Raw genomic sequence first — 24,786 nt, forward strand, 5'->3', positions numbered from 1 at the left:
CGCGGCGGGCGAACCGCCGCAGTGGGGTGCTGCTGTTCCGCGCTGTCAACGGCGGGTCTCCAGGTGTCTGCGGTGCAGCCACTTCGGAAGGCCGGGGGCCTCCAGGAAGCCCTCGGCCCGTCCGGCCGCGACACCGATCCGCAGCAGGTCCGAACTCTTCTCGAAGAGCATGAACCGCGGTTCCCAGATCGGCCGGTATTTGGCGTTGGCCCGGTAGAGGGACTCGATCTGCCACCAGCGGGAGAAGAAGCTCAGCAGCGAGCGCCACATCCGCAGCACCGGACCCGCTCCGAGCCTGGACCCGCGCTCGAAGACCGACCGGAACATCGCGAAGTTCAGCGAGACCTGGGTGACCCCGATCTCCCTGGAGCGTTCGAGGAGTTCGATGACCATGAACTCCATGAGGCCGTTCTCGGAGTCCCGGTCGCGCCGCATCAGGTCCAGCGACAGGCCCTTGGGGCCCCACGGCACGAAGGACAGCACGGCCCGCAGATCGCCGTTGCCGTCGGTGCACTCCAGCATCACGCACTGGCCGTCGGCGGGGTCGCCCAGCCGGCCCAGCGCCATGGAGAAGCCCCGTTCCGTGGCCCCGTCGCGCCAGTCGTCGGCACGGCGCACCAACTCGGCCATCTCCTCGGCCGGGATGTCGGCGTGGCGGCGGATGCGGACCGTGTACCCGGCCCGCTTGACGCGGTTGTAGGCCTGCCGGACCGTGCGCATGGCGCGGCCCTCCAGGGTGAACTCGGCCGTCTCCACGATCGCCTCGTCGCCGAGCTCCAGCGCGTCCAGGCCGTGCCGGGCGTAGATCTGCCCGGCCTCCTCGCTCGCCCCCATCACGGCCGGCACCCAGCCGTGCTCGCGGGCCTCGGCCAGCCACGGGTCGATGGCGCCGGGCCAGGCCTCCGGGTCGCCGATCGGGTCGCCGGAGGCGAGGGAGACCCCGCCGACGACGCGGTAGGTCACCGCGGCCTTGCCGGTGGGGGACCAGATGACGGACTTCTCGCGGCGCAGGGCGAAGTAGCCGAGAGAGTCGCGGTCGCCCTGACGGGCCAGCAGCGCGCGCAGCCGCTCCTCGTCCTCCTCGCTGATCGGGTCGACGGCGCGGCGCGAACGGAACGCGGCGAACAGCACGGCGAGCAGGAGCAGCATCGACATGACGTTGATGGAGACGTCCACCCAGCCTGGCGGGGTGATCGCCGCGGAGGCCCGGTCGTCGGGGGCCAGGGTGATCAGGCGCATCACGCCGTACTTCCAGCGCTCCGGGAAGGAGACGCCGGCGCTGTCCGGGGAGGTGTTGGCGGCGCCCACCAGGAGGGCCGCGACGAGCGAGGTGACGAGCAGGCCGACGGCGGCGACGGCGGCGGCGAACGCCGGGTTGGAGCGGTCGCCCTTGGCGTAGAACTCGCGGCGGCCCAGCAGCAGCGCGCCCGTGAACAGCGCGGTCAGGGCCAGCGAGACCCAGTTCTGCGGGTGCTCGCGGATTTCCTCGTACGCGAAGAGCGCATAGGCGAGGAGCAGCGCCAGGAGGCCGCTCAGGACGAGGTTCAGGATCCAGGAGGCGCGCTTGCGGCGGCCGAGGGTGACGGCCAGCAGCAGCGTGAACAGGCCGGAGGCGAAGCCCGCGGTGAGCATGTACGGGGTGTAGAAGTCCTCGACGTTGTGGCGCCGCAGGTCCTGCCCGAGCGAGACCCACACCGCGCTGAGGAAGTTGATGAAGGTGACGACGCGCAGGTACCAGACCGCGAAAGCGGCTCCGCGCTGTGAGCGGGCGCTCCCCCGACCGGTCTCCCGGCCGCCCCCCGCCGCCTTGCCGGCGGGGTCTGCGCCGGTGTGTTTCCTGCCGGTTGACGGACCGGTCGCCGGTGCGGCGGTGCGGTCGGTCTCTGCGCTGGTCAAACGGACCTCTCCCATAAAAGCGATCATATGGGGCGTCGCTGTCCGTGATGGTGCGGTCGGGGCCACGGCCTGGTCAGGGCCGCGGACCCCGGCGACTCATTCCGTCGGCTTCTCCACCGCTCGCTCAGGAAGCTCCGCCGCGAGTGCGGCGGCCGCCTGGACGAGGGGGAGAGCCAGCAATGCCCCGGTGCCTTCACCCACTGTGACGCCGTGATCGAGCACGGGGTTGAGCGCCATTCGGTCAAGTGCCTTCGCCTGACCCGGCTCGCCGCTGGCCTGACCCGCCAGCCACCAGTCAGGAGCCCGGAACGCGGCCCGCTGGGCCACCAGTCCGCACGCGGCCGAAACAACACCGTCGAGGATGACGGGCGTACGGCGCACCGCACACTGGAGCAGGAATCCGGTGATGGCGGCGACGTCCGCACCGCCGACCGCCGCCAGCAGCGCGACCTGGTCGCCCAGGACCGGCCGGGCCCGGCACAGCGCGTCGCGGATCGCCGCGCACTTGCGCATCCAGGCCAGGTCGTCGATGGGCCGGCCGCCACGGCCGGTGACCACCGAGGAGTCCGTTCCGCACAGGGCGGCGACGAGGGTCGCGGCGACGGTCGTCCCGCCGACGCTCAGGTCGCCGAGGACGACCAGGTCGGTCCCCGAGTCGGCCTCCTCGTCGGCGATGCGCATGCCGAGCCGCACCGCCGCCTGCGCCTCCTCGACCGTCAGCGCGTCCTCGACGTCGATCCGGCCGCTGCCGCGCCGGACGCGGTGCGCCACCACGTCCTCGGGGAGCAGCCCCGGATCGCAGTCGAGACCGGCGTCGACGACCCGTATCGTGGCGCCGAACCGGCGGGCCAGGACGGCGACGGGGCTGGACCCGTCGAGCACGTCCCGCACCAGCTCGTGACCGGTGGACGCGGCCCGCGCGGAGACCCCCTGGGCGGCGATCCCGTGGTCGGCGGCGAACAGCACCACGCGGGGCCGCTCGATCGCCCTGACCGGCACCCGCCCCTGCGCGGCGGCGAGCCACTCGGCGAGCTCGTCGAGCCGCCCCAGCGCGCCGGGCGGAACGGCGAGGCGCTCACGGCGTTCCTCGGCATCACGCCGGACGCCCCCGTCGGGGCGCTCGATCAGATCGGAGAAGTCGTCGAGATTCAGCGTGCTCATCTGCCAGAGAGTACAGCCGGTGAAGCCCTCCCTCAGGCCTCGCAGGACCCGGCCCGTTCCGGCCCCTCCGGGGGCGCCCCGCCCGGCTGAACACCCCGGCGCCGCCTACTCCTTCAGTACGATCGCCTGCCCGGCGACGACGAGCAGGACGTGCTCGCACTCGCCCGCCACCCGGGCGTTCAGCCGGCCCAGCTCGTCACGGAAACGACGGCCCGAGGCGGTCGCCGGAACGACGCCCGATCCGACCTCGTTGCTCACCAGGACCACCTGGCGGCGGGTCGCGCGCACGGCCGCCACCAGAGCGGCGGTCCGCTCGCCCAGCTCCTGCCGCCCGTGCTCGGCCCAGACCTCCTCGTCCCAGGCCCCGGCCCGGTCCATGGCGTCGGTCAGCCACAGCGCAAGGCAGTCGATCAGCAGCGGCGGCCCCTCGTCGGCGAGCAGCGGGACCACCTCGCACGTCTCCACCGTCCGCCAGCTCGCCGGCCGGCGCTCCCGGTGCAGGCCGACCCGCCGGGCCCACTCGGCGTCCCCGTCCCGGGTGCCCCCGGTCGCCACGTAGACCACCTCGGGGAAGGATTCCAGGCGCCGTTCCGCCTCCACGGATTTCCCCGAGCGGGCCCCGCCCAGCACCAGCGTGCGGCGCGGCAGGTCCGGCACCGCCGGGTAGTCCCCGACGAGCACGGTGGTCCCGTCGGGCACCGCCCGCGCTCCGGCGGCCGCCAGCGTGCGCGCCAGCTCCCGGCCAGGCGGCACGTCGTGGTCGAGGTGGACGGCGATCACGTCCGTGGCCGGGCCGACGGCCCCGCTCGCCCGCAGCCGTGCCAGCGCCTCGGGCCGGCCCTGCACGTCGGCGAGCACCACGTCGTACGGGCGCTGGCCGACCCGCCCGGCGGTCCCGGCCGGCGCCCCACCGGGCGGCAGGTACAGCAGCCGGCCGCCGTCCGGGCCGGTCACCTCGTAGCCGGTGCCCGGCGCGTCCATCGGCACCGCCCGCACCCGGTGCCCGGAGATCACCGAGAGCTCCTGCCCGTCCGGCACCCGCCCGGCGGTCGGCAGCCCCGGCGGCAGCTCCACCGCGGGTCCGTCGTGGGGGTGGGTCAGCAGGACCTGCCGCACCCCGGCCAGCGAATGCCCGGCCCGGGCGCCGGCCAGCACCGCACCCGGGGTCAGGTCGAGCAGCAGGGCCCCGTCGACGAGGACCGCGGTGGCGGCGCGGGAGCGCGGCCCGACGGAGACGGCGCAGGCCGCACAGGGGCAGTCGGGGCGGGGCAGCCCCTCGGGGGTGCCGGTGCCGAGCAGAGTGAGTTCCACAGGATGATCCTCCCGCGTCGCGGAGACTGCTGCGCGCCCGGTTACTCTGCGGGCAGACTCAAGGCGAGAAGCGTGTGAGCAGCGGACGAGCAACGGAGGCGGACATGGCGTGGACGTGGCGGTTCGAGACGGCCGAGGGCACCGAGACGAGCCCGTCGGTGGTACCCGAGGAGTTCACCACGCAGGGCGACGCGGAGTCCTGGATCGGCGAGTACTGGAAGGACCTGCTGGAAGGCGGTACCGAACAGGTGAAGCTGTCCGACGACAGCGGCACGGAGCTCTACACGATGAGCCTGCGGTCCGCCCTGGAGGCCTGACCGCTCCGAATCGTTCGGCCCGCCGGAGTTGCGGCGGGCCGAACGGCCGGAATCAGCCCCGGACGCCGCAGAGGTGCAGCAGCGCGGCGACAGCCCGGTAGGGGTCGGTTCGGCCGGCCCGGTCCTCTGCGGCCAGCAGCCGCTCCAGCTCCTCGTCGGGCGGCAGCGCCTCGCCGGCCTCGGTGCCGTCCGTGAAGACGCGTACGCCGTACCAGGCCTGCAGCGGCGCCCCGATCCCCGACAGCGTCGCGGTCAGCCCGGCCAGCCGGTCGGCGCGAACGTCCAGGCCGAGGCGGTTCGTGTAGTCGGTGCTGTCGAAGGCGGCCAGCGCGCCCTTCCAGTCCCCGTCGAGCCCGTGCCGCATGGCGAGCGCGTCGCCGTTGCGCACCAGCAGGGACAGCAGTCCGCCGGGGGCCAGCATCCGGGCCAGCCCGGCGAGCATGGCGTCCGGCTCGGGCACGTACATCAGCACCCCGTGGCACAGCACCACGTCGAAGCTGCCCGGCAGGAAATGGGCGCCGGTCTCGCGCCCGTCCCCCTCCAGCAGCTTGACCCGGTCGCGGATCCCGGCGGGCTCCACGGCCAGCGCCTCGCGTGCGACGGCCAGCATGCCCGGATCCTGCTCCAGGCCGGTCACCATGTGCCCGGCGCGGGCGAGGCGAAGTGCCTGGGTGCCCTGGCCCATGCCGACGTCGAGAACGCGCAGCCGCTGCCCCACGGGGAAGCGCTGCGCGATCTGTTCGTCGACCTGTCGGCCCACGAGCTCCTGACGGACCGCGTTGCGCAGTCCGCCAAGGCCCTCGAGCCACAGGCGTGCCCCCTCGGCGAAGCCTTCCCCCGACGCGCCGGGCGTCCCTCCGGTCAGGGTCGTTCCCCGCGCTTGACCTGCGGCTTCGGCAGGCGCAGCCGGCGCATCTGCAGGGTGCGCATGAGGCCGTAGGCGACGGCGCCGCGGCGCGGCTCGTTCGGGAAGCGCTCGTTGAGCGCCTTGCGCAGGCGGAACACCAGGCCGATGGAGTCCAGGATGATCAGCGCGATCACGCCGAGCCACAGCAGCAGCGCGATGTTCTGGATCGTGGGCTGGCGCACCATGCTGAGCACGAGGATGACCACGGCCAGCGGCAGGAACATCTCGGCGACCGAGAAACGGGAGTCCACGAAGTCGCGGACGAACCGTCGGACGGGGCCCTTGTCGCGCGTGGGCAGGTAGCGCTCGTCGCCGCTGGCCAGCGCCTCGCGCTGCTTGGCCATCTCGGCGCGGCGGCGCTCACGGGCTCGCTTCACGTCCTCCTTGCGGTTGCCGGTCGAGGCCACCACGGCCTTGCGCTGCGACTGTGCCACGGCGCGCTTCGGCGTAGGGCGGCCCTTCGGGGCCTGCGGGTCACGGGGCTGCGAGAGGTCGGCGCTCACCTTGTCGGTGGCGGCGGCCTTCTCTTCCTTGGAGGAGCGGCTACCAAACACAAAACCCAAGCCTACGTGGTTGCGGGCACGGGCCCCACCCCGGTGGGGAACGATCCGGCAACGGCGGGCGTCCTTCCCTGTGCACGGTCCGAGCAGCGGGGCCCGCCGTCCGTACGGTCGGGGACCCACCTACTCCTCACGCCTGATACGGCGGAGGCGTAGTCGTCCTGGAGGAGGAGCGCATCCGTCCTCGAACAGTGCGGTAATGGAGGCAGGGCCCGTACTGTGGGTTCTGTCGGTGACCTGGAGCACAGTCCGTCTAGAAGGGGGCGCGCGAAGCCCATGAGCGGTGTCATGAAGCGTATGGGGATGATCTTCCGCGCGAAGGCGAACAAGGCCCTTGACCGGGCCGAGGACCCGCGCGAGACCCTCGACTACTCGTACCAGAAGCAGCTCGAACTGCTGCAGAAGGTGCGCCGCGGCGTCGCCGACGTGGCGACGTCCCGCAAGCGCCTGGAACTGCAGCTGAACCAGTTGCAGGGGCAGTCCGCCAAGCTGGAGGACCAGGGCCGCAAGGCCCTCGCCCTGGGCCGCGAGGACCTGGCCCGGGAGGCACTGTCCCGCCGGGCCTCGCTCCAGCAGCAGGTGAGCGACCTGGAGGTGCAGCACCAGACCCTCCAGGGCGAGGAGGAGAAGCTGACGCTGGCCGCTCAGCGGCTCCAGGCGAAGGTGGACGCCTTCCGCACGAAGAAGGAGACCATCAAGGCCACCTACACCGCGGCCCAGGCCCAGACCCGGATCGCGGAGTCCTTCTCCGGCATCTCCGAGGAGATGAGCGACGTCGGCCTGGCCATCCAGCGGGCCGAGGACAAGACCGCGCAGCTGCAGGCCCGCGCCGGCGCGATCGACGAGCTGCTGGCCTCCGGCGCGCTCGACGACCAGAGCGGCCTGGGCTCCAAGGACGACATCCAGGCCGAGCTGGACCGCCTGTCGGGCGGCACGGACGTGGAGCTGGAGCTCCAGCGGATGAAGGCGGAGCTGGCCGGCGGCCCGTCCGCGCAGCAGCAGGCCATCGAGGGCGGCGCCCAGGGCGGCGCCCAGCAGCCGCAGACACAGCACCGGTTCGACAAGCAGTAGGACGGGGCCGTCATGATCGTCCGCATCATGGGGGAAGGCCAGCTGGACGTGGCCGACAGCCACTTCGCCGAGCTCAACAAGCTGGACGACGAGCTGCTCGCGGAGATGGAGGGCGGCGACGAGGAGGGCTTCCGGCGCACCCTGGGAGCGCTGCTCGAAGCCGTCCGGCGGCTGGGCGAGCCGCTCCCCGACGACGCCCTGGAGCCGTCCGAGCTGATCCTTCCGGGGCCCGACGCGAGCCTCGACGAGGTCAGGCAGATGCTCCGCGACGACGGCCTGATCCCGGGCTGAGACCGGACGCACCGACACGACGACGGGTCCTCCCCCTGCCGGGGAGGGCCCGTCGTCGCACGTCCGGTCCGGCGCCCCGCCCTCAGTCCGGCGGCGCCGGCGGCTTCTCCAGGGGCACCGGCCGCGGGTCCGGGGCGCCGCCGATGAAGTCCTCGAACCTGCGCCGCCGCCGCGTCCAGCGCCGGTCGTGGTGGAAGGCCCGCAGCCCGGCCTTGGCCCGGGCACGCGGCCGGTTCACGTAGAACCGCTTCGCGTACGGGGAGCCGGGCCGGGCCAGCCGGATCGCGCCGACCAGGGCCACGAAGGGGATGACGACCCCGAAGAGCGCGGTGCGCGCCTTGCCCTTCCACAGGGCGATCAGGGCGAGACAGAAGTTGCCGGCCGCGTTCATGACCACCAGCCCGCGGCTCTGGCGCTCCTCGGCGGTCAGGTCGTTCACCCCGAAGGGCACGAACCCGCCCAGCACCAGGGCCACCACCGCGGCCGTCACGACCACGATCTCCACGCTCTTGCGGCCCTGCTCGCTCCAGTAGACGTCGTCGAGGTGCAGGATCAGCGCGAACTCGTCCAGTACCAGCCCCGCGCCCAGCCCGAAGATCACTGCCGAGAGGGCCGCGCCGAAGCCGTTGCGGGCGCTGCCGATCGCACCGAAGCCGCCGATGATCACGAGGATCACGCCCGGCACCACGTGGTGGATGTGCAGGCCGCCCGGGGTGACGTTCTTGAAGGGCCCTCGGCCGGCCCGGATCGTGCGGGTGATCACACGGGTGACCAGGAACGACATCACGAAGGAGACCAGGGCGAGCAGCATGGGCAGCTTCCCTGGCTCGATGATGTTCCGATACCACCAGTGACCCATCCCACTGACTCCCTATTTGCAACGTAATGGGTAATTTACCGCCCGTCGCGAGCGGGTACCGTTCGCGCCGATGACAGATTCGTTCGACGGTCCGCCCCTGACGCCGCCCGCGGACCGCGCCTCGTTCCGCGACGGCGTCCGCTTCGCCTTCGGCACCCTCACCGTGCTGCCCGCCCGCATCACCCGCTGGGACCGCACCGCGGCCCGCGCCGGAATGGCCTGCGCCCCGCTCGCCGGACTGGTCGTGGGCGCGCTCGCGGCCGTCCCCGGAGTACTCCTGCTGCTGCTCGGCGCGGGGCCGCTGCTCGCGGCGGCCGTCACCGCCGCCGTACCGGCCGCGCTGACCCGCGGACTGCACCTGGACGGGCTGGCCGACACCGCGGACGGCCTGGGCAGCGCCAAGCCGGCCGACGAGGCGCTGCGCATCATGAAGAAGTCCGACATCGGGCCCTTCGGCGTGATCGCCCTGGTCGTCGTCCTGCTCGTGCAGACGGCCGCCCTGTCCGAGCTGTACGCCGAGAGCTGGGTCCGCGGCGCCCTCGCCGCCGTGATCGCCGCCGTCACGGCCCGCCTCGCCCTGACCCTGGCCTCGCGCGAAGGGGTCCCGCCCGCCCGGCCCGAGGGGCTCGGGGCCGCGGTCGCCGGGGTCGTCCCGCGCCCGGCGGCCGCCGCCCTCGCGGCCCTCGTCACCGTCGCCGCGGCCGCGGCCGCCCTCCCGATCGGCCTGCCCGCCGCGGCCCGCTCCGCGGCGGCGGTCCTCGCCGCCCTGCTCGCCGCCGAACTGCTGCTGCGCCGCTGCGTACGCCGCTTCGACGGGGTCACCGGCGACGTGTTCGGCGCCCTGGCCGAAGTGTCGGCGACCACCGCGCTCATTGTCCTGGCCCTGGGCTGAGGCCGTCCCGTCCGACGGGACCCCGGCCGGACCGGAGCGGGCCCACGTACGCTCACCCCCGTGGACCACACTCCTACGGACCTGCCCCCCGCCGCACCGATCAAGGTGCTGCTCGCCGACGACCAGGCCCTGCTGCGCAGCGCCTTCAAGGTGCTCGTCGACTCCGAGCCCGACATGGAGGTCGTCGGGGAGGCCTCCGACGGGGCGCAGGCCTTCGCGCTCGCCCGGCTGGAACGCCCCGACGTCGTGCTGATGGACATCCGGATGCCCGGCACCGACGGGCTCGCCGCCACCCGCATGATCAGCGCCGACCCGGAACTCGCCGCCGTCCGCGTGGTGATGCTGACGACGTTCGAGGTGGACGAGTACGTGGTCTCCGCCCTGCGTGCGGGCGCCTCCGGCTTCCTCGGCAAGGGCGCCGAGCCCGACGAACTGCTCAATGCCATCCGCGTCGCCGCCGCCGGTGAGGCGCTGCTCTCCCCGGCCGCCACCAAGGGCCTCATCGCCACCTTCCTCGCCCAGGGCGGGGGCGCCGACCCGGCGGCCTCCGCCCCCTCGGCCGGGATGCACGCGGAGCGGCTCGCCGCACTGACCGGCCGGGAGCGGGAGGTCCTCGTACACGTCGCCGCGGGCCTGTCCAACGACGGCATCGCGGGACGGCTGGAGGTCAGCCCCCTCACCGTCAAGACGCACGTGAACCGGGCCATGGCCAAGCTCGGCGCCCGCGACAGGGCCCAATTGGTGGTCATTGCCTATGAATCGGGACTCGTCCGGCCCCGCGTGGAGTAGGGGCGGAGTAGGGCCGCGTACTACAGGCGCGGTATGCCGCACATAAGGACGGGACCTGCGAGCGACGAAACCGCCCCGCCCCATGGGCCAGGGTGGGAGTGCCCTCGCGTTCGTCACTGCAGAGAGATCCCATACCCATGTCCTGGCTGTCCCGCTTCAGCCTTGCCCAAAGGGCGTTGGTCGGCCTCGTGTCGATCGTCGCGCTCCTCTTCGGCGCCATAGCCATCCCGCAGCTCAAGCAGCAGCTGCTGCCCTCCATCGAACTCCCGATGGTGTCCGTGCTCGCGCCGTACCAGGGCGCCTCGCCCGACGTGGTGGAGAAGCAGGTCGTCGAACCGATCGAAGCCATGCTCAAGGGCGTCGACGGCATCACCGGCATCACTTCCACCGCCAGCGAGGGCAACGCCCTCATCATGGCCACCTTCGACTACGGCGACAGCGGCACCAAGCAGCTCGTCGCCGACGTCCAGCAGGCCGTCAACCGGGCCCGCGTCCGGCTGCCCGCCGACGTGGACCCGCAGGTGGTGGCCGGTTCGACCGACGACATCCCGACGGTGATCCTCGCCGTGACCTCCGACAAGGACCAGCAGGCCCTCGCCGACCAGCTCGAGAAGTCGGTCGTGCCCGTCCTCTCGGACATCGAGGGCGTCGGCCAGGTCAGCGTCGACGGCGTCCAGGACCTCCAGGTCACCGTCACCCCCGACGACGCCAGGCTCGCCGCCGCCGGCCTCGACGGCTCCGCCCTCGCCCAGGGCCTCCAGGCGGGCGGCGCCGCCGTCCCCGCCGGCTCCTTCGACGAGGCCGGCAAGAACCGCACCGTCCGCGTGGGCAACGGCTTCACCTCCCTCGCCCAGGTCGAGGACCTGCGGCTGAGCCCCGGTCCGGGCAGGCCGGCGGTCCGTCTCGGCGACGTCGCCGTCGTCAAGCAGGAGCCGGCCAAGGCCGTCTCCATCACCCGCACCAACGGCAAGCCCAGCCTCGCCCTCGTCCTGACCATGGACAAGGACGGCAGCGCCGTCGCCATCTCGGACGCCGTCAAGGACAAGCTGCCCGAGCTGCGCTCCACGCTCGGCGCCGGCGCCGAGCTGACCGTCGTCAGCGACCAGGGCCCGGCCGTCGCCAAGTCCATCTCCAGCCTCACCACCGAGGGCATGCTCGGCCTGCTCTTCGCGGTGATCGTGATCCTGGTCTTCCTGGCGTCGCTGCGCTCGACGCTGGTCACCGCGGTCTCCATCCCGCTGTCCGTGGTCCTGGCGCTCATCGTGCTGTGGACCCGCGACCTGTCCCTCAACATGCTCACCCTGGGTGCGCTGACCATCGCCATCGGCCGGGTCGTCGACGACTCGATCGTGGTCCTGGAGAACATCAAGCGCCACCTCGGCTACGGCGAGGAGCGCGAGGCCGCGATCATCACCGCGGTCAAGGAGGTCGCCGGCGCGGTCACCTCCTCCACCCTCACCACCGTCGCCGTCTTCCTGCCGATCGGCCTCACCGGCGGCATGATCGGCGAGCTGTTCGGCTCCTTCTCGCTCACCGTCACAGCGGCCCTGCTGGCCTCGCTGCTCGTCTCGCTGACGGTCGTTCCGGTGCTCTCGTACTGGTTCCTCAGCGCACCCAAGGGCGTCACGCCCGGAGACGCCGAGAGTGCCGCCGAGGCCCGGCGCGAGGCCGAGGAGAAGGAGGCGCGCAGCCGCCTCCAGCGCTTCTACGTCCGGGTCCTGGGCTTCGCCACCCGGCGCCGCCTGACCAGTGTGGCCATCGCGGTGGTCGTCCTCCTCGGCACCCTCGGCATGACCCCGATGCTGAAGACCAACTTCTTCGACCAGGGCGAGCAGGAACTCCTGACGGTCAAGCAGGAGCTCGCTCCGGGGACCTCGCTGGCCGCCGCCGACGAGGCGAGCCGCAAGGTCGAGAAGGTGCTGGGCTCGGTCGACGGGGTCAAGAGCTACCAGGTCACCGTCGGCTCCTCCGGCTTCCTCGCGGCCTTCGGCGGCGGCACCGGCTCCAACCAGGCCTCCTACCAGGTCACCCTGAAGGACGCCGGGGACGCCGAGACCGTGAAGAAGCGGATCGAGGACCAGCTCGCCGCCCTCGACGGCATCGGCGAGACCCGCATCGCGGCCGGCGACGCCTTCGGCAGCCAGAACCTCAGCGTGGTCGTCAAGGCCGGCGACGGCGAGGTCCTCGCCAAGGCCGCCGAGCAGGTCCGCGCCGAGGTGGCCGAGCTCGACAACGTCACCGACGTGCAGAGCGACCTGTCCCAGTCCGTGCCCCGGATCTCGGTGACCGCCACCCCCAAGGCGGCGGAGGCCGGCCTGAATCAGGCCGCGCTCGGCGCGATCGTCGCCCAGGCCGTCCGCGGCAACCCGGCGGGCAAGGCGGTACTGGACGACACCGAGCGGGACATCGTCATCAAGTCCGCGCAGCCGGCCACCACCCTGGCCGAACTGCAGGCGCTCCCGGTCGGCCCGGTCAAGCTGGGTGACATCGCCGAGGTCAAGGAGGTCCCCGGCCCGGTCGCGATGACCCGGATCGACGGCGCCCGCGCCGCGACCGTCACCGCGCGCCCGCAGGGCGACAACACCGGCGCGGTCAGCGCCGAGCTCCAGACGAAGCTCAAGGCCCTGGACCTGCCCGACGGCGCCACGGCCTCCATCGGCGGCGTCTCCGAGGACCAGGACGAGGCGTTCGGCTCGCTCGGCCTCGCCATGCTCGCGGCCATCGCGATCGTGTTCATGCTGCTGGTGGCGACCTTCCGCTCGCTCGTCCAGCCGCTGATCCTGCTGGTGTCCATCCCGTTCGCGGCGACCGGCGCCCTCGGCCTGCTCCTCGTCACCGGCACCCCGATGGGCGTCCCGGCGATGATCGGGATGCTGATGCTCATCGGCATCGTCGTGACCAACGCGATCGTCCTGATCGACCTGGTCAACCAGTACCGCGCCCAGGGCCTGGGCGTCGTCGAGGCGGTCGTCGAGGGCGGCCGGCACCGGCTGCGCCCGATCCTCATGACGGCCCTGGCGACGATCTTCGCGCTGCTCCCGATGGCGCTCGGCGTCACCGGCGAGGGCGGCTTCATCTCGCAGCCGCTCGCGGTCGTGGTGATCGGCGGCCTGGTCAGCTCGACCCTGCTGACGCTGCTGCTGGTGCCGACCCTCTACACGATGGTCGAGCTCCGCAAGGAGCGCCGCCGAGCGAAGAGGACGGCCCGCCTGACGGTGGTCCCGCCCCAGGACCGCGCGGAGGAGACTCCGGCCGAGGTCTGAGCGGACCGGGTGGGCCGAGCCGCTCGGCCCACCCCCCGAACGCCGGTGAGGGGCGGCTCCCGTACGGGAGCCGCCCCTCACCGGCGTCTGTGGCAGGAGACCTGCCGCCACCCGCTACGGGAGGGCGAGCATGCGCTCCAGCGCGAGCTTCGCGAAGCTCTCCGTCTCCTTGTCGACCTGGATCTGGTTGACGAGGGTGCCCTCGGCCAGGGACTCCAGCGTCCACACCAGGTGCGGGAGGTCGATGCGGTTCATCGTCGAGCAGAAGCAGACCGTCTTGTCGAGGAAGACGACTTCCTTGTCCTGCGCAGCGAATCGATTCGCCAGTCGGCGGACCAGGTTCAGCTCGGTGCCGATGGCCCACTTGGAGCCGGCCGGGGCCGCCTCCAGCGCCTTGATGATGTACTCCGTCGAGCCGACGTAGTCCGCGGCCGCCACGACCTCGTGCTTGCACTCGGGGTGGACCAGGACGTTCACGCCGGGGATGCGGGCGCGGACGTCGTTGACCGAGTCCACCGAGAACCGGCCGTGGACCGAGCAGTGCCCGCGCCACAGGATCATCTTGGCGTCGCGCAGCTGCTCGGCGGTCAGGCCGCCGTTCGGCTTGTGCGGGTTGTAGACCACGCAGTCGTCCAGGGACATGCCCATGTCGCGGACGGCCGTGTTGCGGCCCAGGTGCTGGTCGGGGAGGAAGAGCACCTTCTCACCCTGCTCGAACGCCCACTCCAGGGCCTTCTTCGCGTTGGACGAGGTGCAGATCGTGCCGCCGTGCTTGCCGGTGAAGGCCTTGATGTCGGCGGAGGAGTTCATGTACGAGACGGGAACCGTCACACCGGCGATGCCGGCCTCGGTCAGCGCGTCCCAGCACTCCGCGACCTGCTCGGCGGTGGCCATGTCGGCCATCGAGCAGCCCGCGGCCAGGTCCGGCAGGACCACCTTCTGGTCGTCCGAGGTCAGGATGTCCGCGGACTCGGCCATGAAGTGGACGCCGCAGAAGACGATGTACTCGGCCCCCGGCTTGGCGGCGGCGTCCTTGGCCAGCTTGAAGGAGTCGCCGGTGACGTCGGCGAACTCGATGACCTCGTCACGCTGGTAGTGGTGGCCGAGGATGAAGACCTTGTCCCCGAGCTTCTCCTTGGCCGCGCGAGCGCGTTCCACGAGGTCCGGGTCGGACGGCGAGGGCAGGTCGCCGGGGCACTCCACCCCGCGCTCGCTCTTCGGGTCGGCCTCACGGCCGAGCAGCAGCAGGGCAAGGGGCGTCGGCTGGACGTCCAACGGCTGGGCGGTGGTCACGACACGCACCCTTTCTGTTCTGCGACGAGGGATTTCAGGATCATCGCTTCGACTTCTCGTCTACTTGACGCTATCTATCATAACCGCTTCACGTCAGTTTGACGATGCCGATAGTGTCAATGTGACGCATCAGCCCTCGATTCGCCGGGCCCGCGCCGCGCGCGGTGTGCGAGCATGAATGTCTGAAACAAGCGTCGGGTCCCGGAATGAATCCGTGGTCCCGCTCGTTGCCACCGACGGCAAGAGTCCGACGTTTCCCCGCGCCCCGCGGGGAGCCGCCCACTTCGGGAGTGAATGCAGATGTCCGTACAGGACGACAAGACCACTGTGAGCGACGGCATCCTCCTGTCCGACGCCGCCGCCGAGAAGGTCAGGACCCTGCTGGAGCAGGAAGGCCGCGATGACCTGGCGCTGCGCGTCGCCGTCCAGCCCGGCGGCTGCTCCGGCCTGCGCTACCAGCTCTTCTTCGACGAGCGCTCCCTCGACGGCGACGTCGTGAAGGACTTCGACGGTGTGAAGGTCGTCACGGACCGCATGAGCGCCCCGTACCTGGGCGGCGCGTCCATCGACTTCGTCGACACCATCGAGAAGCAGGGCTTCACGATCGACAACCCCAACGCCACGGGCTCCTGCGCCTGCGGCGACTCGTTCAGCTAGGCCTGGACAACCCGTACGACGAGGGCCCGCTCCGGTCGCATCCGACCGGAGCGGGCCCTCGCGCATGCCCGGCAGGGCCGCTACTGGCGCGGGAGCTCCTTGCCCGTCGTGGCGTCCAGCACCTTCCGGTCGCCCAGCGGCTCCTTCAAGGTCACCGACTGGGACTTCTCCTCGGCCAGCATGATGCAGGCCTGACCCGGCTTGTTGGGCGTGTCAGTGATCTTCACGATGACCGACTCCGCCTGCTCCCGCGCCTCCACGGCGTACGTGCTGCACACGCTGCCCCAGAAGTTCACGGTCAGCTTCCGGTCGGCCTCCTTGTACGAGAATCCGGGCACGGTACGACTGCCCGGCCCCGGCGTGCTCTCCTTCGCGGACGCCGGCTCGGCCACCGTGTGACCCGGCGCGCCGCCCTGGCCCGCCACCTCGAACAGCCAGGCCGGAACCAGCCCCCGTGCTCCGTCGACCGTCCCCGGGGCCAGGCCGAGCACCGCGCCCTTCACCGTCTCGGTCCGCGGCGGCTTCATCGGCCGCGGCTCCGGATTGCACGGCACCGTCTCCGCCGCCCCCGCCGCGTTGTCCGCCGTCAGCGGCACCGCGCTCGCGCAGCCGCTGGGCTCCGGCGCGCCGCCCGAACCGCTCGACCTGGCGTTCAGCCGGGCCAGCGCCTCCACGGCGCCGACCACCGGCTGCTCGGCCGCCCGTACCGGCGCCTTCAGTTCGCCGTTGCCGCCCACCACCGAGCCGTCAGCACCCACGCTCACCTTGGTCGACCAGCCCTGCGTGGGCAGCCCGCCGACCACCGGATCCGCCATCACCACCCGCACCGCGCCCTGGGTGAGCCGGGCGTCCAATGCGGCCCCCTCCTGCCCCACGGCCTTCAGCACCGGGGCCGCCGCGGCCTTGGCGGCCTCCTCGGACACCGGCTTGCCGGTCCCGCCCGCCCCGCCGCCGTCCCGGGGGAGCGTGGCGGGGCCGCAGGTGTCCTTGCCGCGCACGCAGTCGTCCCCGGCGCCGTTGCCCGCGCCGTCGCCGCCGGCCTGGAAGCGGTTGAAGTTCCAGGTGCCCGGGGCCGTGCGGGCCACCGTCAGCCGCGGCCCGGAGCCGTCGGCGGCCTCCCCGGCCAGCCAGACGTCCCCTTCCAGCCGAGGTGCGCCGGCGATGCCCAGGGCCGCCGCGAGGCGGGCCACGTCAGCCTGGGCGACCTCCCCGGACACGCTGTAGGCGGGCGCCGTCGCCGGGGCCTCGGGCAGCTTCACGTCGGCCCGGTAGACCACGCCGGCCCCCGACGGATCCGGCTCGCCCGGTGCGATGCCCGGCCCCGAAGGATCTCCCGCGTCACGCGGCGCGGATGCCGCGCTGTCACCGGTACGGCGGGACGCGCCGTCACCCTGGGCCGCGGACGCCCAGTAGGCGGTACCGCCGCCCGCGAGCAGGACGGCGGCCGCGATCGAGCCGACGGCCCAGGCGGGCCGCCGTCGTGTACCGCTTGACGTGCCGGGTTCTTCGCTGGTCACCACAACGCTCCTTCACTGGTCCCGCAGTGTCTGATGCGGGTGTGACGGAACAGGGGCGCAACCGGTTCCCCTCGTGCCTGCTACTGGTCCCCGTACGCGGCGGTCGAGGCGATCAGCCGGGCCGACGAGGCCGGGACCCTGACCCCGTGGATCTGCGAGGGCGCCACCCGGACCGGCCGGGGGCCCTCCTCGACGCCCCAGTGCGGGGCCATCCGCGCGCAGTCCCCCAGCAGGCGGGCGAAGCCGGGCCGTCCAGGGCCTTCCGCCCCGCGCCTCTCAGCGGTGTACTCGCAGTAGCCGTAACCGTCGGTATAGGTCATGCAGGCACCGTAGGCACCGGAGCTCTCGCGAAGAAAGACCTACTAAGGGGTAGTTTCTGGGGTTCGTCCTGGGGTTCGGCCCGCGGGCACTTACCGGGTAGTTTTGACTGTCCCTCGCCGTCCTCAGCAGGAGCGTCCACGCCGTGCGCATCGCAGTCACCGGCTCCATCGCCACCGACCACCTCATGACCTTCCCCGGCCGTTTCGCCGACCAGTTCGTCGCGGACCAGCTGCACACGGTCTCCCTCTCCTTCCTCGTCGACAACCTCGACGTCCGGCGGGGCGGTGTGGGCCCGAACATCTGCTTCGGCATGGGCCAGCTCGGCAGCCGCCCGATCCTGGTCGGCGCCGCGGGCTCCGACTTCGACGAGTACCGCGCCTGGCTCGACCGGCACGGAGTCGACACCGAGTCCGTCCGCATCTCCGAGGTGCTGCACACCGCGCGCTTCGTGTGCACCACGGACTCCGACCACAACCAGATCGGCTCCTTCTACACGGGGGCGATGAGCGAGGCCCGCCTGATCGAGCTGAAGTCCGTGGCCGACCGCGTGGGCGGGCTCGACCTGGTCCTCATCGGCGCGGACGACCCCGAGGCGATGCTGCGCCACACGGAGGAGTGCCGGACGCGGGGGATCCCCTTCGCCGCCGACTTCTCGCAGCAGATCGCCCGCATGGACGGCGACAACATCCGCACCCTGATGGAGGGGGCGACCTACCTCTTCTCGAACGAGTACGAGAAGGGCCTCATCGAGTCGAAGTCCGGCTGGACCGCCGAGGAGATCCTCTCCAAGGTCGGCACCCGCGTGACCACGCTGGGCTCCAACGGCGTCAAGATCGAGCGGGCCGGCGAGGCCCCGATCGTCGTCGGCTGCCCCGAGGAGAACGCGAAGGTCGACCCGACCGGCGTCGGCGACGCCTTCCGTGCCGGGTTCCTGACGGGCCTGGGCTGGGGCGTCGGCCTGGAGCGCGCGGCGCAGGTCGGCTGCATGCTGGCGACCCTCGTCATCGAGACGCTGGGCACCCAGGAGTACACGCTGGCCCGTGCGCACTTCATGGAGCGCTTCACCAAGGCCTACGGCGACGAGGCCGCGGCGGAGGTCCAGGCCCACCTGGCCTGACGCCTGCCGCTTTCAGACTCGCCGGCGGTCGAGGCGCGGGTCCGGGCGGAGCCCGGTGGGGCCGCTGTCCGGAGCTGTCCCCACCCCGCCCTTTCTCCGTCTCCCGGGCTCCGTCCGCACCCCGGCGCCGGCGGCTCGGGCCGCGCCGGCCACATCCGGCCTCACCGGCTGTTGAGCCGCAGAGTCCGGGCGGCGCCCCAGGGCACCGGGCTGCGCCGGGCACCGGGCTGCGCCGGGTACCGGGCTGCGCCGGGTACCCGGCTCCGCCCGGACCCGCGCCCCGAACTCCCCGGGCCACCGCCGGGAGGTCCCCCTGGCGAGGCTGGACGCCCGGCGCAGCCGGAGGGGCCGCGGCGTGGGTTGCGAGAGGCGGCTGCCACGCAGCCGGCGGGGCCGGATGTCGCCCCTGCGCGGCTACGCTCCGCGGCGGACGGTGTAGGCGGTGCCCGTGGGGCGCGCGGCCTCGCCGAGGTATTCGTGCCCCCGCATCGCGCACCACGCCGGGATGTCCAGCCGGGCCACCTCGTCGTCCGACAGGACGGTCACCGTGCCGCCCACCGGGACCCGGACGATCGCCCGGGCCAGCTCGATCACCGGCTGCGGGCACCGCAGCCCGAGCGTGTCGAGCTCCAGGGAGTCCGCCTCCGGCGCCGCCGCGGGCGGCTCCGAGACCCCGAGCCGCTCCCGTACGCCCGCCACCGCACCCGGCAGCACATCCAGGAACGCGTTGACCTCCGCCGCCGGCGTCCCCGGCGGCAGGGACACCCGTACGTTCCCCTCGGACAGCACCCCCATCGCCCGCAGCACGTGACTGGGGGTCAGTGTGGAGCTCGTGCAGGAGGAGCCCGAGGAGACCGAGAAGCCCGCCCGGTCCAGTTCGTGCAGCAGCGCCTCCCCGTCGACGTACAGGCAGGAGAAGGTGACCAGGTGCGGAAGCCGCCGGTCCGCGTGGCCGACCACCTCGACGTCCGGGACCAGCCGCACGACCCGCCGCCGGATGCGGTCCACCAGGACCCGCAGCCGGGCGGCCTCCGCGTCCGCCTCCGCCCGTACGGCCCGCAGCGAGGCAGCCGCCGCCACGATCGCGGGAAGGTTCACGAAGCCGGGGGAGCGGCCCGACTCCCTTTCGTCCGCGGGGCCTTGGGGCGAGAACCGCACCCCCTTGCGGACCGCCAGCAGGCCGACCCCGGGCGGGCCGCCCCATTTGTGCGCACTCGCGGCCAGGACGGACCAGGCGCCCTCGACGGGCCCCCAGGCCAGCGACTGCGCCGCGTCCACCAGCAGCGGCACCCCGGCCGCCCCGCAGACCTCGGCCACCTCGGCCACCGGCTGGACCGTGCCCACCTCGTGGTTGGCCGACTGCAGGCAGGCCAGGGCGGTCGCCGGGACCAGCGCGTCCGCGTACCCGGCGGCGGACGCCGCACCCCACCGGTCCACCGGGACCTCGGCGACGCTCCCGCCGCGCGCCTGGTGTGCCGCAGCGGAATGCAGTACAGAACTGTGTTCGACCGCGGATACGACCAGATGGTCGCCCACACGTCGCCGCCCCGCGAGGACGCCGGCGATGCCCGTGTGAACCGCGTGCGTCCCCGAAGGAGTGAACACGAGCTCGTCGGCGCGGCATCCCACCGCCTCCGCGGCGGCCTCCCGCGCCGCGTCCAGGAGCAGCCGCGCGCGCCTGCCCTCCCGGTACAGCCGGGCGGGGTCGGCCCAGCCCTCGTCCAGGGAGGCCTGCAACGCCTGGCGGGCCACGGGGTGCAGGGGAGCGGCGGACGCGCTGTCGAAGTACGGCATCCGGCCACGCTAGCTCCAGACCCCGAGTGTTCGAGGTCAGGGGGCGTCAGAAGGGGTCCGGAGGCCGCCATTCAGGGCCATTCGCACCGTCCCCCGTACGGCGGATCCATCCCTTCGGGGGCAGTAGCGGCGCGTTGGGCACCCTCCCCGCGCGACCCCAAATAGCGTCCAGTAGGGTTTGGTCCGCATAAACATCCAAACCCCTGCCTGCGTCAGGGCCGGCGACCGACCCGAACACGGCCGCGGCCGGCCGCGCGGGCCGAGACTCTCGGGAAGGCGCTACGTGAGTCCCTACGGCTCCGACCGCTCGCCGCGGCGCCCGATGCGGCGGAAGCTGCTGCAGGCGCTGACTGCGGGCGTGGTCCTGGCGACCGCCACTGGTTGCTCGTATACATGGAAAGACTTCCCCCGCCTCGGAATGCCGACTCCGGTAACCGAGGAGGCGCCGCGCATCCTCTCCCTGTGGCAGGGATCCTGGGCCGCCGCGCTGATCACGGGCATCCTGGTGTGGGGCCTGATCATCTGGAGCGTCATCTTCCACCGGCGCAGCCGGACGAAGGTGGAGGTCCCCCCGCAGACCCGGTACAACATGCCCATCGAGGCGCTGTACACCGTGGTCCCGCTCATCATCGTCTCGGTGCTCTTCTACTTCACCGCGCGTGACGAGTCGAAGCTTCTCGCCCTCACCCCGAAGCCGCCGCACACGATCAACGTGATCGGCTTCCAGTGGAGCTGGGGCTTCAACTACATCGAGAACGTCGACGGCGACGCGGCGACCCCGAAGGCGGGCGCGGTTCCCAAGGAGCTCTCCTCCATCCCGGACCGCTTCACCAAGGACTTCCCGGCGGGTGCCGAGGGCGTCTACGAGAAGGGCGTCCCGAGCGACCGCAACCCGCAGACGGGCAACCCGGGTCCGACCCTGGTCCTCCCCAAGGGTGAGAAGGTCCGCTTCATCCTGTCGTCCAACGACGTCATCCACTCCTTCTGGGTGGTCCCCTTCCTGTTCAAGCAGGACGTCATCCCGGGTCACACCAACGTCTTCGAGGTCGTCCCGAGCCAAGAGGGCACCTTCATGGGCAAGTGCGCCGAACTCTGCGGCGTCGACCACTCCCGGATGCTCTTCAACGTCAAGGTGGTCTCGCCCGAGAAGTACCAGGAGTACCTGAAGGACCTGGCGGAGAAGGGTCAGACCGGCTTCCTCCCCGCCGGCATCCAGCAGACCGACCCGGCCCGGAATGCGGAAGTGAACAAACTGTGAGCATCCTCAACGAATCCCAGGGTGCCGCCGCAGCTGACTCGTACGAGAACGAGCTGCCGGTGCGGCGCAAGCAGCCGGGCAACGTGGTCGTGAAGTGGCTCACCACCACCGACCACAAGACCATCGGCACGATGTACCTGGTCACCTCGTTCGTGTTCTTCATCATCGGCGGTCTGCTGGCGCTCTTCATGCGCGCCGAGCTGGCCCGTCCGGGCACGCAGATCATGTCGAACGAGCAGTTCAACCAGGCGTTCACCATGCATGGCACGATCATGCTGCTGATGTTCGCCACCCCGCTGTTCGCGGGCTTCGCCAACTGGATCATGCCGCTGCAGATCGGTGCGCCCGACGTGGCGTTCCCGCGGCTGAACATGTTCGCGTACTGGCTGTACCTCTTCGGCTCGACCATCGCGGTGGCCGGCTTCCTGACCCCGAACGGCGCCGCCGACTTCGGCTGGTTCGCCTACTCCCCGCTGTCGGACGCGGTTCGCTCGCCCGGCATCGGCGCGGACATGTGGATCATGGGTCTGGCCTTCTCCGGCTTCGGTACGATCCTCGGCTCGGTCAACTTCATCACCACGATCATCTGCATGCGCGCTCCGGGCATGACGATGTTCCGCATGCCGATCTTCACCTGGAACGTCCTGCTGACCGGTGTCCTGGTCCTGCTCGCCTTCCCGGTCCTGGCCGCCGCGCTCTTCGCGCTGGAGTCAGACCGCAAGTTCGGCTCGCACATCTTCGACAGCGCCAACGGTGGCGCACTGCTCTGGCAACACCTCTTCTGGTTCTTCGGACACCCAGAGGTGTACATCATCGCGCTGCCGTTCTTCGGAATCGTTTCCGAGATCATCCCGGTCTTCTCGCGCAAGCCGATGTTCGGTTACATCGGCCTGATCGCCGCGACGATCGCGATCGCCGGCCTCTCGGTGACCGTGTGGGCCCACCACATGTACGTCACCGGCGGTGTACTGCTGCCGTTCTTCTCCTTCATGACCTTCCTGATCGCGGTACCGACCGGTGTGAAGTTCTTCAACTGGATCGGCACCATGTGGAAGGGCTCACTGTCCTTCGAGACCCCGATGCTCTGGACGATCGGCTTCCTGGTCACCTTCACCTTCGGTGGTCTGACCGGCGTCATCCTGGCCTCGCCCCCGATGGACTTCCACGTCTCCGACTCGTACTTCGTCGTCGCGCACTTCCACTACGTCGTCTTCGGCACCGTGGTGTTCGCGATGTTCGCCGGCTTCCACTTCTGGTGGCCGAAGTTCACGGGCAAGATGCTGGACGAGCGCCTCGGCAAGATCACCTTCTGGACGCTGTTCATCGGCTTCCACGGCACCTTCCTGGTGCAGCACTGGCTGGGCGCCGAGGGCATGCCGCGTCGTTACGCGGACTACCTCGCGGCCGACGGCTTCACCACGCTGAACACGATCTCGACGATCAGCTCCTTCGTGCTCGGCCTGTCGATGCTGCCGTTCATCTACAACGTGTGGAAGACGGCCAAGTACGGCAAGAAGATCGAGGTCGACGACCCGTGGGGCTACGGCCGTTCGCTCGAGTGGGCCACGTCCTGCCCGCCGCCGCGGCACAACTTCCTCACGCTGCCGCGCATCCGTAGCGAGTCGCCCGCCTTCGACCTCCACCACCCGGATATCGCGGCGCTCGACCACCTCGAGGACCACGGCGCCAAGGCGGCCGTCACCGGTGGCAAGGAGGCCGGCAAGTGAAGATCCAGGGCAAGATGTTCCTCTGGCTCTCCTTCTTCATCCTGATCATGGCCGTCGTGTACGGCGTGTGGTCGAAGGAGCCCGTCGGAACCACCGCGCTCTTCCTGGCCTTCGGCCTGAGCGTCATGATCGGCTACTACCTGGCCTTCACGGCCAAGCGCGTCGACGAGATGGCCCAGGACAACCTGGAGGCCGACGTCGCCGACGAGGCCGGCGAGCTGGGGTTCTTCTCCCCGCACAGCTGGCAGCCGCTCTCGCTCGGCATCGGTGGCGCGCTCGCCTTCATGGGCGTCATCTTCGGCTGGTGGCTCATGTACTTCTCGGCCCCGATCATCCTGATCGGCCTGTGGGGCTGGGTGTACGAGTACTACCGCGGTGAGAACGCGAACCAGTAGGCGAAGAAGCAGCACCCGCGCGGCCCGGCCGCGCACCACGTGGGGCCCGGACACCTCTTCGGAGGAGTCCGGGCCCCTCGTTTGCAGTCACCCCGCGCGCCGTAATTGTCATATCTTCATAGCGTTGGCCCCATGAAGCACTCACCGCGTCTTTGGACGGTACTCAGCTGCTCCCTGCTGGTCGCGTCCCTCGGGGCCGGCGCCACCGCATGCGGGTCCGGCGACAACCCGCTGTCGGCCCGCCCGGTCGACGCGGGCGAGCAGGTCGCCTTCAACCAGACAGCCGGCAGCCGCCCCGTCGACCCCAGCCGGCCGCTGGAGATCACCGCCAAGGCCAAGGGCAGTCGGATCACCGACGTCACGGCCGTGGACACCCACGGCCGCCGCCTGGCGGGCGAACTCAGCGCCAAGGGCGACCGCTGGCACAGCACGGTCCCCATGGCCGCAGGCGTCCGCTACACCGTCACCGTGAGCACGGAGGACGAGAGGGGCACCCCGGGCCAGCGCACGATGGCCTTCGACACCACCCCGTCCAAGGGCGTCCTCAAGGTCGAGTTCGGCCCGGAGGAGGGCAAGTACGGCGTCGGCCAGCCCCTCACCGCCGAGCTCAACGAGCCCGTCAAGGACAAGGCCGCCCGCGCCGTCGTCGAACGCGGTCTGATCGTCGACGCCCCGCCCGGGGTCGAAGGCGCCTGGCACTGGGTCGACGACAAGAACCTGCACTACCGCCCGAAGGACTACTGGCCCGCCAACACCACCGTCTCCGTACGGAGCAACCTGGAAGGCATCAAGATCACCGATGACCTCCACGGAGCCGCCGCCAAGCCGCTGAAGCTGGAGATCGGCGACCGCGTCGAGGTCACCACCGACGCCGCCGCCCACTGGCTGACGTTCAAGCGCAACGGAGAAGTGATCAATTCCATCCCGGTCACCACCGGCAAGCCCGGGTTCTCCACCCGCAACGGCATCAAGGTGGTGCTGGGGAAGCAGTACTACGTACAGATGCGCGGGGACACCGTCGGCATCGGCGGCAGCGAGTACTACAACCTGCCCGTCTACTACGCCACCCGCGTCACCTGGAGTGGTGAATACGTCCACGCCGCGCCGTGGTCCGTCGGCTCCCACGGCTACGCCAACGTCAGCCACGGCTGCACCGGCATGAGCACGGGCAACGCCGCCTGGTTCTACGAGAACATCACCGAGGGCGACATCGTCCAGGTGATCAACAGCATCGGCGACGACATGGACATCTTCGGCAACGGGTTCGGAGACTGGAACATGGACTGGAAGGACTGGCGCGAGGGCAGCGCCCTCCTCAAGGGCACCCAGGAAGGCCGCAGCCACATCGACCAGGCCCGCCTCAGGCCGACGGTCTGAGCAGGGCGCCGGG

At 71.5% G+C, this 24,786-nt stretch carries 22 protein-coding genes; 12 read left to right on the forward strand and 10 right to left on the reverse strand.

Annotation, left to right across the window (positions count from 1 at the left end):
• Positions 1 to 45: 45 nt before the first annotated feature.
• The 3 genes from ACZ6JS_RS07085 to ACZ6JS_RS07095 form a co-directional block, all read right to left on the reverse strand.
• On the reverse strand, positions 46 to 1,911 hold the full coding sequence (locus tag ACZ6JS_RS07085; RefSeq protein WP_469296335.1) for a phosphatidylglycerol lysyltransferase domain-containing protein: 1,866 nt from the start codon (positions 1,909 to 1,911) through the stop codon (positions 46 to 48).
• Between the two features lie 81 nt (positions 1,912 to 1,992).
• Positions 1,993 to 3,048, reverse strand: a complete 1,056-nt coding sequence (cobT, locus tag ACZ6JS_RS07090) for a nicotinate-nucleotide--dimethylbenzimidazole phosphoribosyltransferase (RefSeq protein ID WP_469296459.1) — start codon at positions 3,046 to 3,048, stop codon at positions 1,993 to 1,995.
• Between the two features lie 114 nt (positions 3,049 to 3,162).
• The gene (locus tag ACZ6JS_RS07095) at positions 3,163 to 4,368 is read right to left on the reverse strand and encodes a bifunctional adenosylcobinamide kinase/adenosylcobinamide-phosphate guanylyltransferase (RefSeq protein ID WP_469296337.1); all 1,206 of its coding nucleotides are present in this window, start codon (positions 4,366 to 4,368) and stop codon (positions 3,163 to 3,165) included.
• A gap of 104 nt (positions 4,369 to 4,472) precedes the next feature.
• On the opposite strand from ACZ6JS_RS07095, the gene ACZ6JS_RS07100 reads away from it, so the two are divergent.
• Positions 4,473 to 4,685, forward strand: coding sequence for a hypothetical protein (locus ACZ6JS_RS07100; protein WP_030849308.1), 213 nt, complete (start codon positions 4,473 to 4,475; stop codon positions 4,683 to 4,685).
• Between the two features lie 52 nt (positions 4,686 to 4,737).
• Here ACZ6JS_RS07100 and ACZ6JS_RS07105 read toward each other — a convergent pair whose 3' ends face one another.
• Together ACZ6JS_RS07105 and ACZ6JS_RS07110 are read right to left on the reverse strand one after the other, a co-directional pair.
• A complete protein-coding gene (locus tag ACZ6JS_RS07105; RefSeq protein ID WP_469296460.1) occupies positions 4,738 to 5,496 on the reverse strand; it encodes a class I SAM-dependent methyltransferase in 759 nt (252 codons plus the stop codon).
• Between the two features lie 50 nt (positions 5,497 to 5,546).
• The gene (locus tag ACZ6JS_RS07110; RefSeq protein WP_469296339.1) at positions 5,547 to 6,146 is read right to left on the reverse strand and encodes a DUF3043 domain-containing protein; all 600 of its coding nucleotides are present in this window, start codon (positions 6,144 to 6,146) and stop codon (positions 5,547 to 5,549) included.
• A 282-nt stretch (positions 6,147 to 6,428) separates the two neighbouring features.
• Here ACZ6JS_RS07110 and ACZ6JS_RS07115 point away from each other — a divergent pair, with 282 nt between their 5' ends.
• Together ACZ6JS_RS07115 and pspAA are read left to right on the forward strand one after the other, a co-directional pair.
• Complete coding sequence (locus ACZ6JS_RS07115) at positions 6,429 to 7,223, forward strand: PspA/IM30 family protein (protein WP_469296341.1); 795 nt, start codon at positions 6,429 to 6,431, stop codon at positions 7,221 to 7,223.
• A gap of 12 nt (positions 7,224 to 7,235) precedes the next feature.
• A complete protein-coding gene (gene pspAA, locus ACZ6JS_RS07120; RefSeq protein ID WP_469296343.1) occupies positions 7,236 to 7,514 on the forward strand; it encodes a PspA-associated protein PspAA in 279 nt (92 codons plus the stop codon).
• Between the two features lie 82 nt (positions 7,515 to 7,596).
• Here the strand turns inward: pspAA and ACZ6JS_RS07125 are convergent, their stop codons facing one another.
• Positions 7,597 to 8,373, reverse strand: coding sequence for a hypothetical protein (locus ACZ6JS_RS07125; protein WP_469296345.1), 777 nt, complete (start codon positions 8,371 to 8,373; stop codon positions 7,597 to 7,599).
• A gap of 70 nt (positions 8,374 to 8,443) precedes the next feature.
• On the opposite strand from ACZ6JS_RS07125, the gene cobS reads away from it, so the two are divergent.
• The 3 genes from cobS (at position 8,444) to ACZ6JS_RS07140 (ending at position 13,317) form a co-directional block, all read left to right on the forward strand.
• On the forward strand, positions 8,444 to 9,265 hold the full coding sequence (gene cobS / locus ACZ6JS_RS07130) for an adenosylcobinamide-GDP ribazoletransferase (protein ID WP_469296347.1): 822 nt from the start codon (positions 8,444 to 8,446) through the stop codon (positions 9,263 to 9,265).
• 60 nt (positions 9,266 to 9,325) lie between these two features.
• Positions 9,326 to 10,054: a response regulator gene (locus ACZ6JS_RS07135; protein WP_469296349.1), complete on the forward strand. Its 729-nt coding sequence runs from the start codon at positions 9,326 to 9,328 to the stop codon at positions 10,052 to 10,054.
• A gap of 137 nt (positions 10,055 to 10,191) precedes the next feature.
• Positions 10,192 to 13,317 (forward strand): efflux RND transporter permease subunit, encoded by a 3,126-nt coding sequence (locus ACZ6JS_RS07140; protein WP_469296350.1) that lies wholly within the window; start codon positions 10,192 to 10,194, stop codon positions 13,315 to 13,317.
• Between the two features lie 114 nt (positions 13,318 to 13,431).
• Here the strand turns inward: ACZ6JS_RS07140 and nadA are convergent, their stop codons facing one another.
• Positions 13,432 to 14,619, reverse strand: a complete 1,188-nt coding sequence (gene nadA, locus ACZ6JS_RS07145; RefSeq protein ID WP_469296351.1) for a quinolinate synthase NadA — start codon at positions 14,617 to 14,619, stop codon at positions 13,432 to 13,434.
• Positions 14,620 to 14,910: 291 nt separating this feature from the next.
• On the opposite strand from nadA, the gene ACZ6JS_RS07150 reads away from it, so the two are divergent.
• Entirely contained in the window at positions 14,911 to 15,267 is a 357-nt protein-coding gene (locus ACZ6JS_RS07150; protein WP_030029080.1) for a HesB/IscA family protein, read from the forward strand.
• 80 nt (positions 15,268 to 15,347) lie between these two features.
• Here the strand turns inward: ACZ6JS_RS07150 and ACZ6JS_RS07155 are convergent, their stop codons facing one another.
• Both ACZ6JS_RS07155 and ACZ6JS_RS07160 read right to left on the reverse strand, forming a co-directional pair.
• Positions 15,348 to 16,784, reverse strand: coding sequence for a hypothetical protein (locus ACZ6JS_RS07155; protein ID WP_469296353.1), 1,437 nt, complete (start codon positions 16,782 to 16,784; stop codon positions 15,348 to 15,350).
• An 80-nt stretch (positions 16,785 to 16,864) separates the two neighbouring features.
• On the reverse strand, positions 16,865 to 17,104 hold the full coding sequence (locus ACZ6JS_RS07160) for a hypothetical protein (protein WP_031153105.1): 240 nt from the start codon (positions 17,102 to 17,104) through the stop codon (positions 16,865 to 16,867).
• Positions 17,105 to 17,247: 143 nt separating this feature from the next.
• Between ACZ6JS_RS07160 and ACZ6JS_RS07165 the strand changes: the two genes are divergently transcribed.
• Positions 17,248 to 18,222, forward strand: coding sequence for a carbohydrate kinase family protein (locus ACZ6JS_RS07165; protein ID WP_469296355.1), 975 nt, complete (start codon positions 17,248 to 17,250; stop codon positions 18,220 to 18,222).
• 414 nt (positions 18,223 to 18,636) lie between these two features.
• Here the strand turns inward: ACZ6JS_RS07165 and ACZ6JS_RS07170 are convergent, their stop codons facing one another.
• Positions 18,637 to 20,016 (reverse strand): aminotransferase class V-fold PLP-dependent enzyme, encoded by a 1,380-nt coding sequence (locus tag ACZ6JS_RS07170; RefSeq protein WP_469296356.1) that lies wholly within the window; start codon positions 20,014 to 20,016, stop codon positions 18,637 to 18,639.
• A 283-nt stretch (positions 20,017 to 20,299) separates the two neighbouring features.
• Between ACZ6JS_RS07170 and ctaC the strand changes: the two genes are divergently transcribed.
• The 4 genes from ctaC to ACZ6JS_RS07190 all read left to right on the forward strand — a co-directional run bounded on the left by ctaC (position 20,300) and on the right by ACZ6JS_RS07190 (position 24,773).
• Positions 20,300 to 21,274, forward strand: coding sequence for an aa3-type cytochrome oxidase subunit II (gene ctaC / locus ACZ6JS_RS07175; protein WP_469296358.1), 975 nt, complete (start codon positions 20,300 to 20,302; stop codon positions 21,272 to 21,274).
• Positions 21,271 to 23,001 (forward strand): aa3-type cytochrome oxidase subunit I, encoded by a 1,731-nt coding sequence (ctaD, locus tag ACZ6JS_RS07180; protein ID WP_469296360.1) that lies wholly within the window; start codon positions 21,271 to 21,273, stop codon positions 22,999 to 23,001. Before ctaC ends, ctaD begins: the two co-directional genes overlap by 4 nt.
• Complete coding sequence (locus tag ACZ6JS_RS07185; RefSeq protein WP_030849356.1) at positions 22,998 to 23,396, forward strand: cytochrome c oxidase subunit 4; 399 nt, start codon at positions 22,998 to 23,000, stop codon at positions 23,394 to 23,396. Before ctaD ends, ACZ6JS_RS07185 begins: the two co-directional genes overlap by 4 nt.
• 132 nt (positions 23,397 to 23,528) lie before the next feature.
• Positions 23,529 to 24,773 carry a L,D-transpeptidase gene (locus tag ACZ6JS_RS07190; RefSeq protein WP_469296361.1) on the forward strand — a complete coding sequence of 415 codons (1,245 nt, stop codon included), beginning with the start codon at positions 23,529 to 23,531 and terminating at the stop codon, positions 24,771 to 24,773.
• The last annotated feature ends 13 nt before the right edge of the window (positions 24,774 to 24,786 follow it).

Source organism: Streptomyces sp. NPDC046349 (assembly GCF_055587885.1).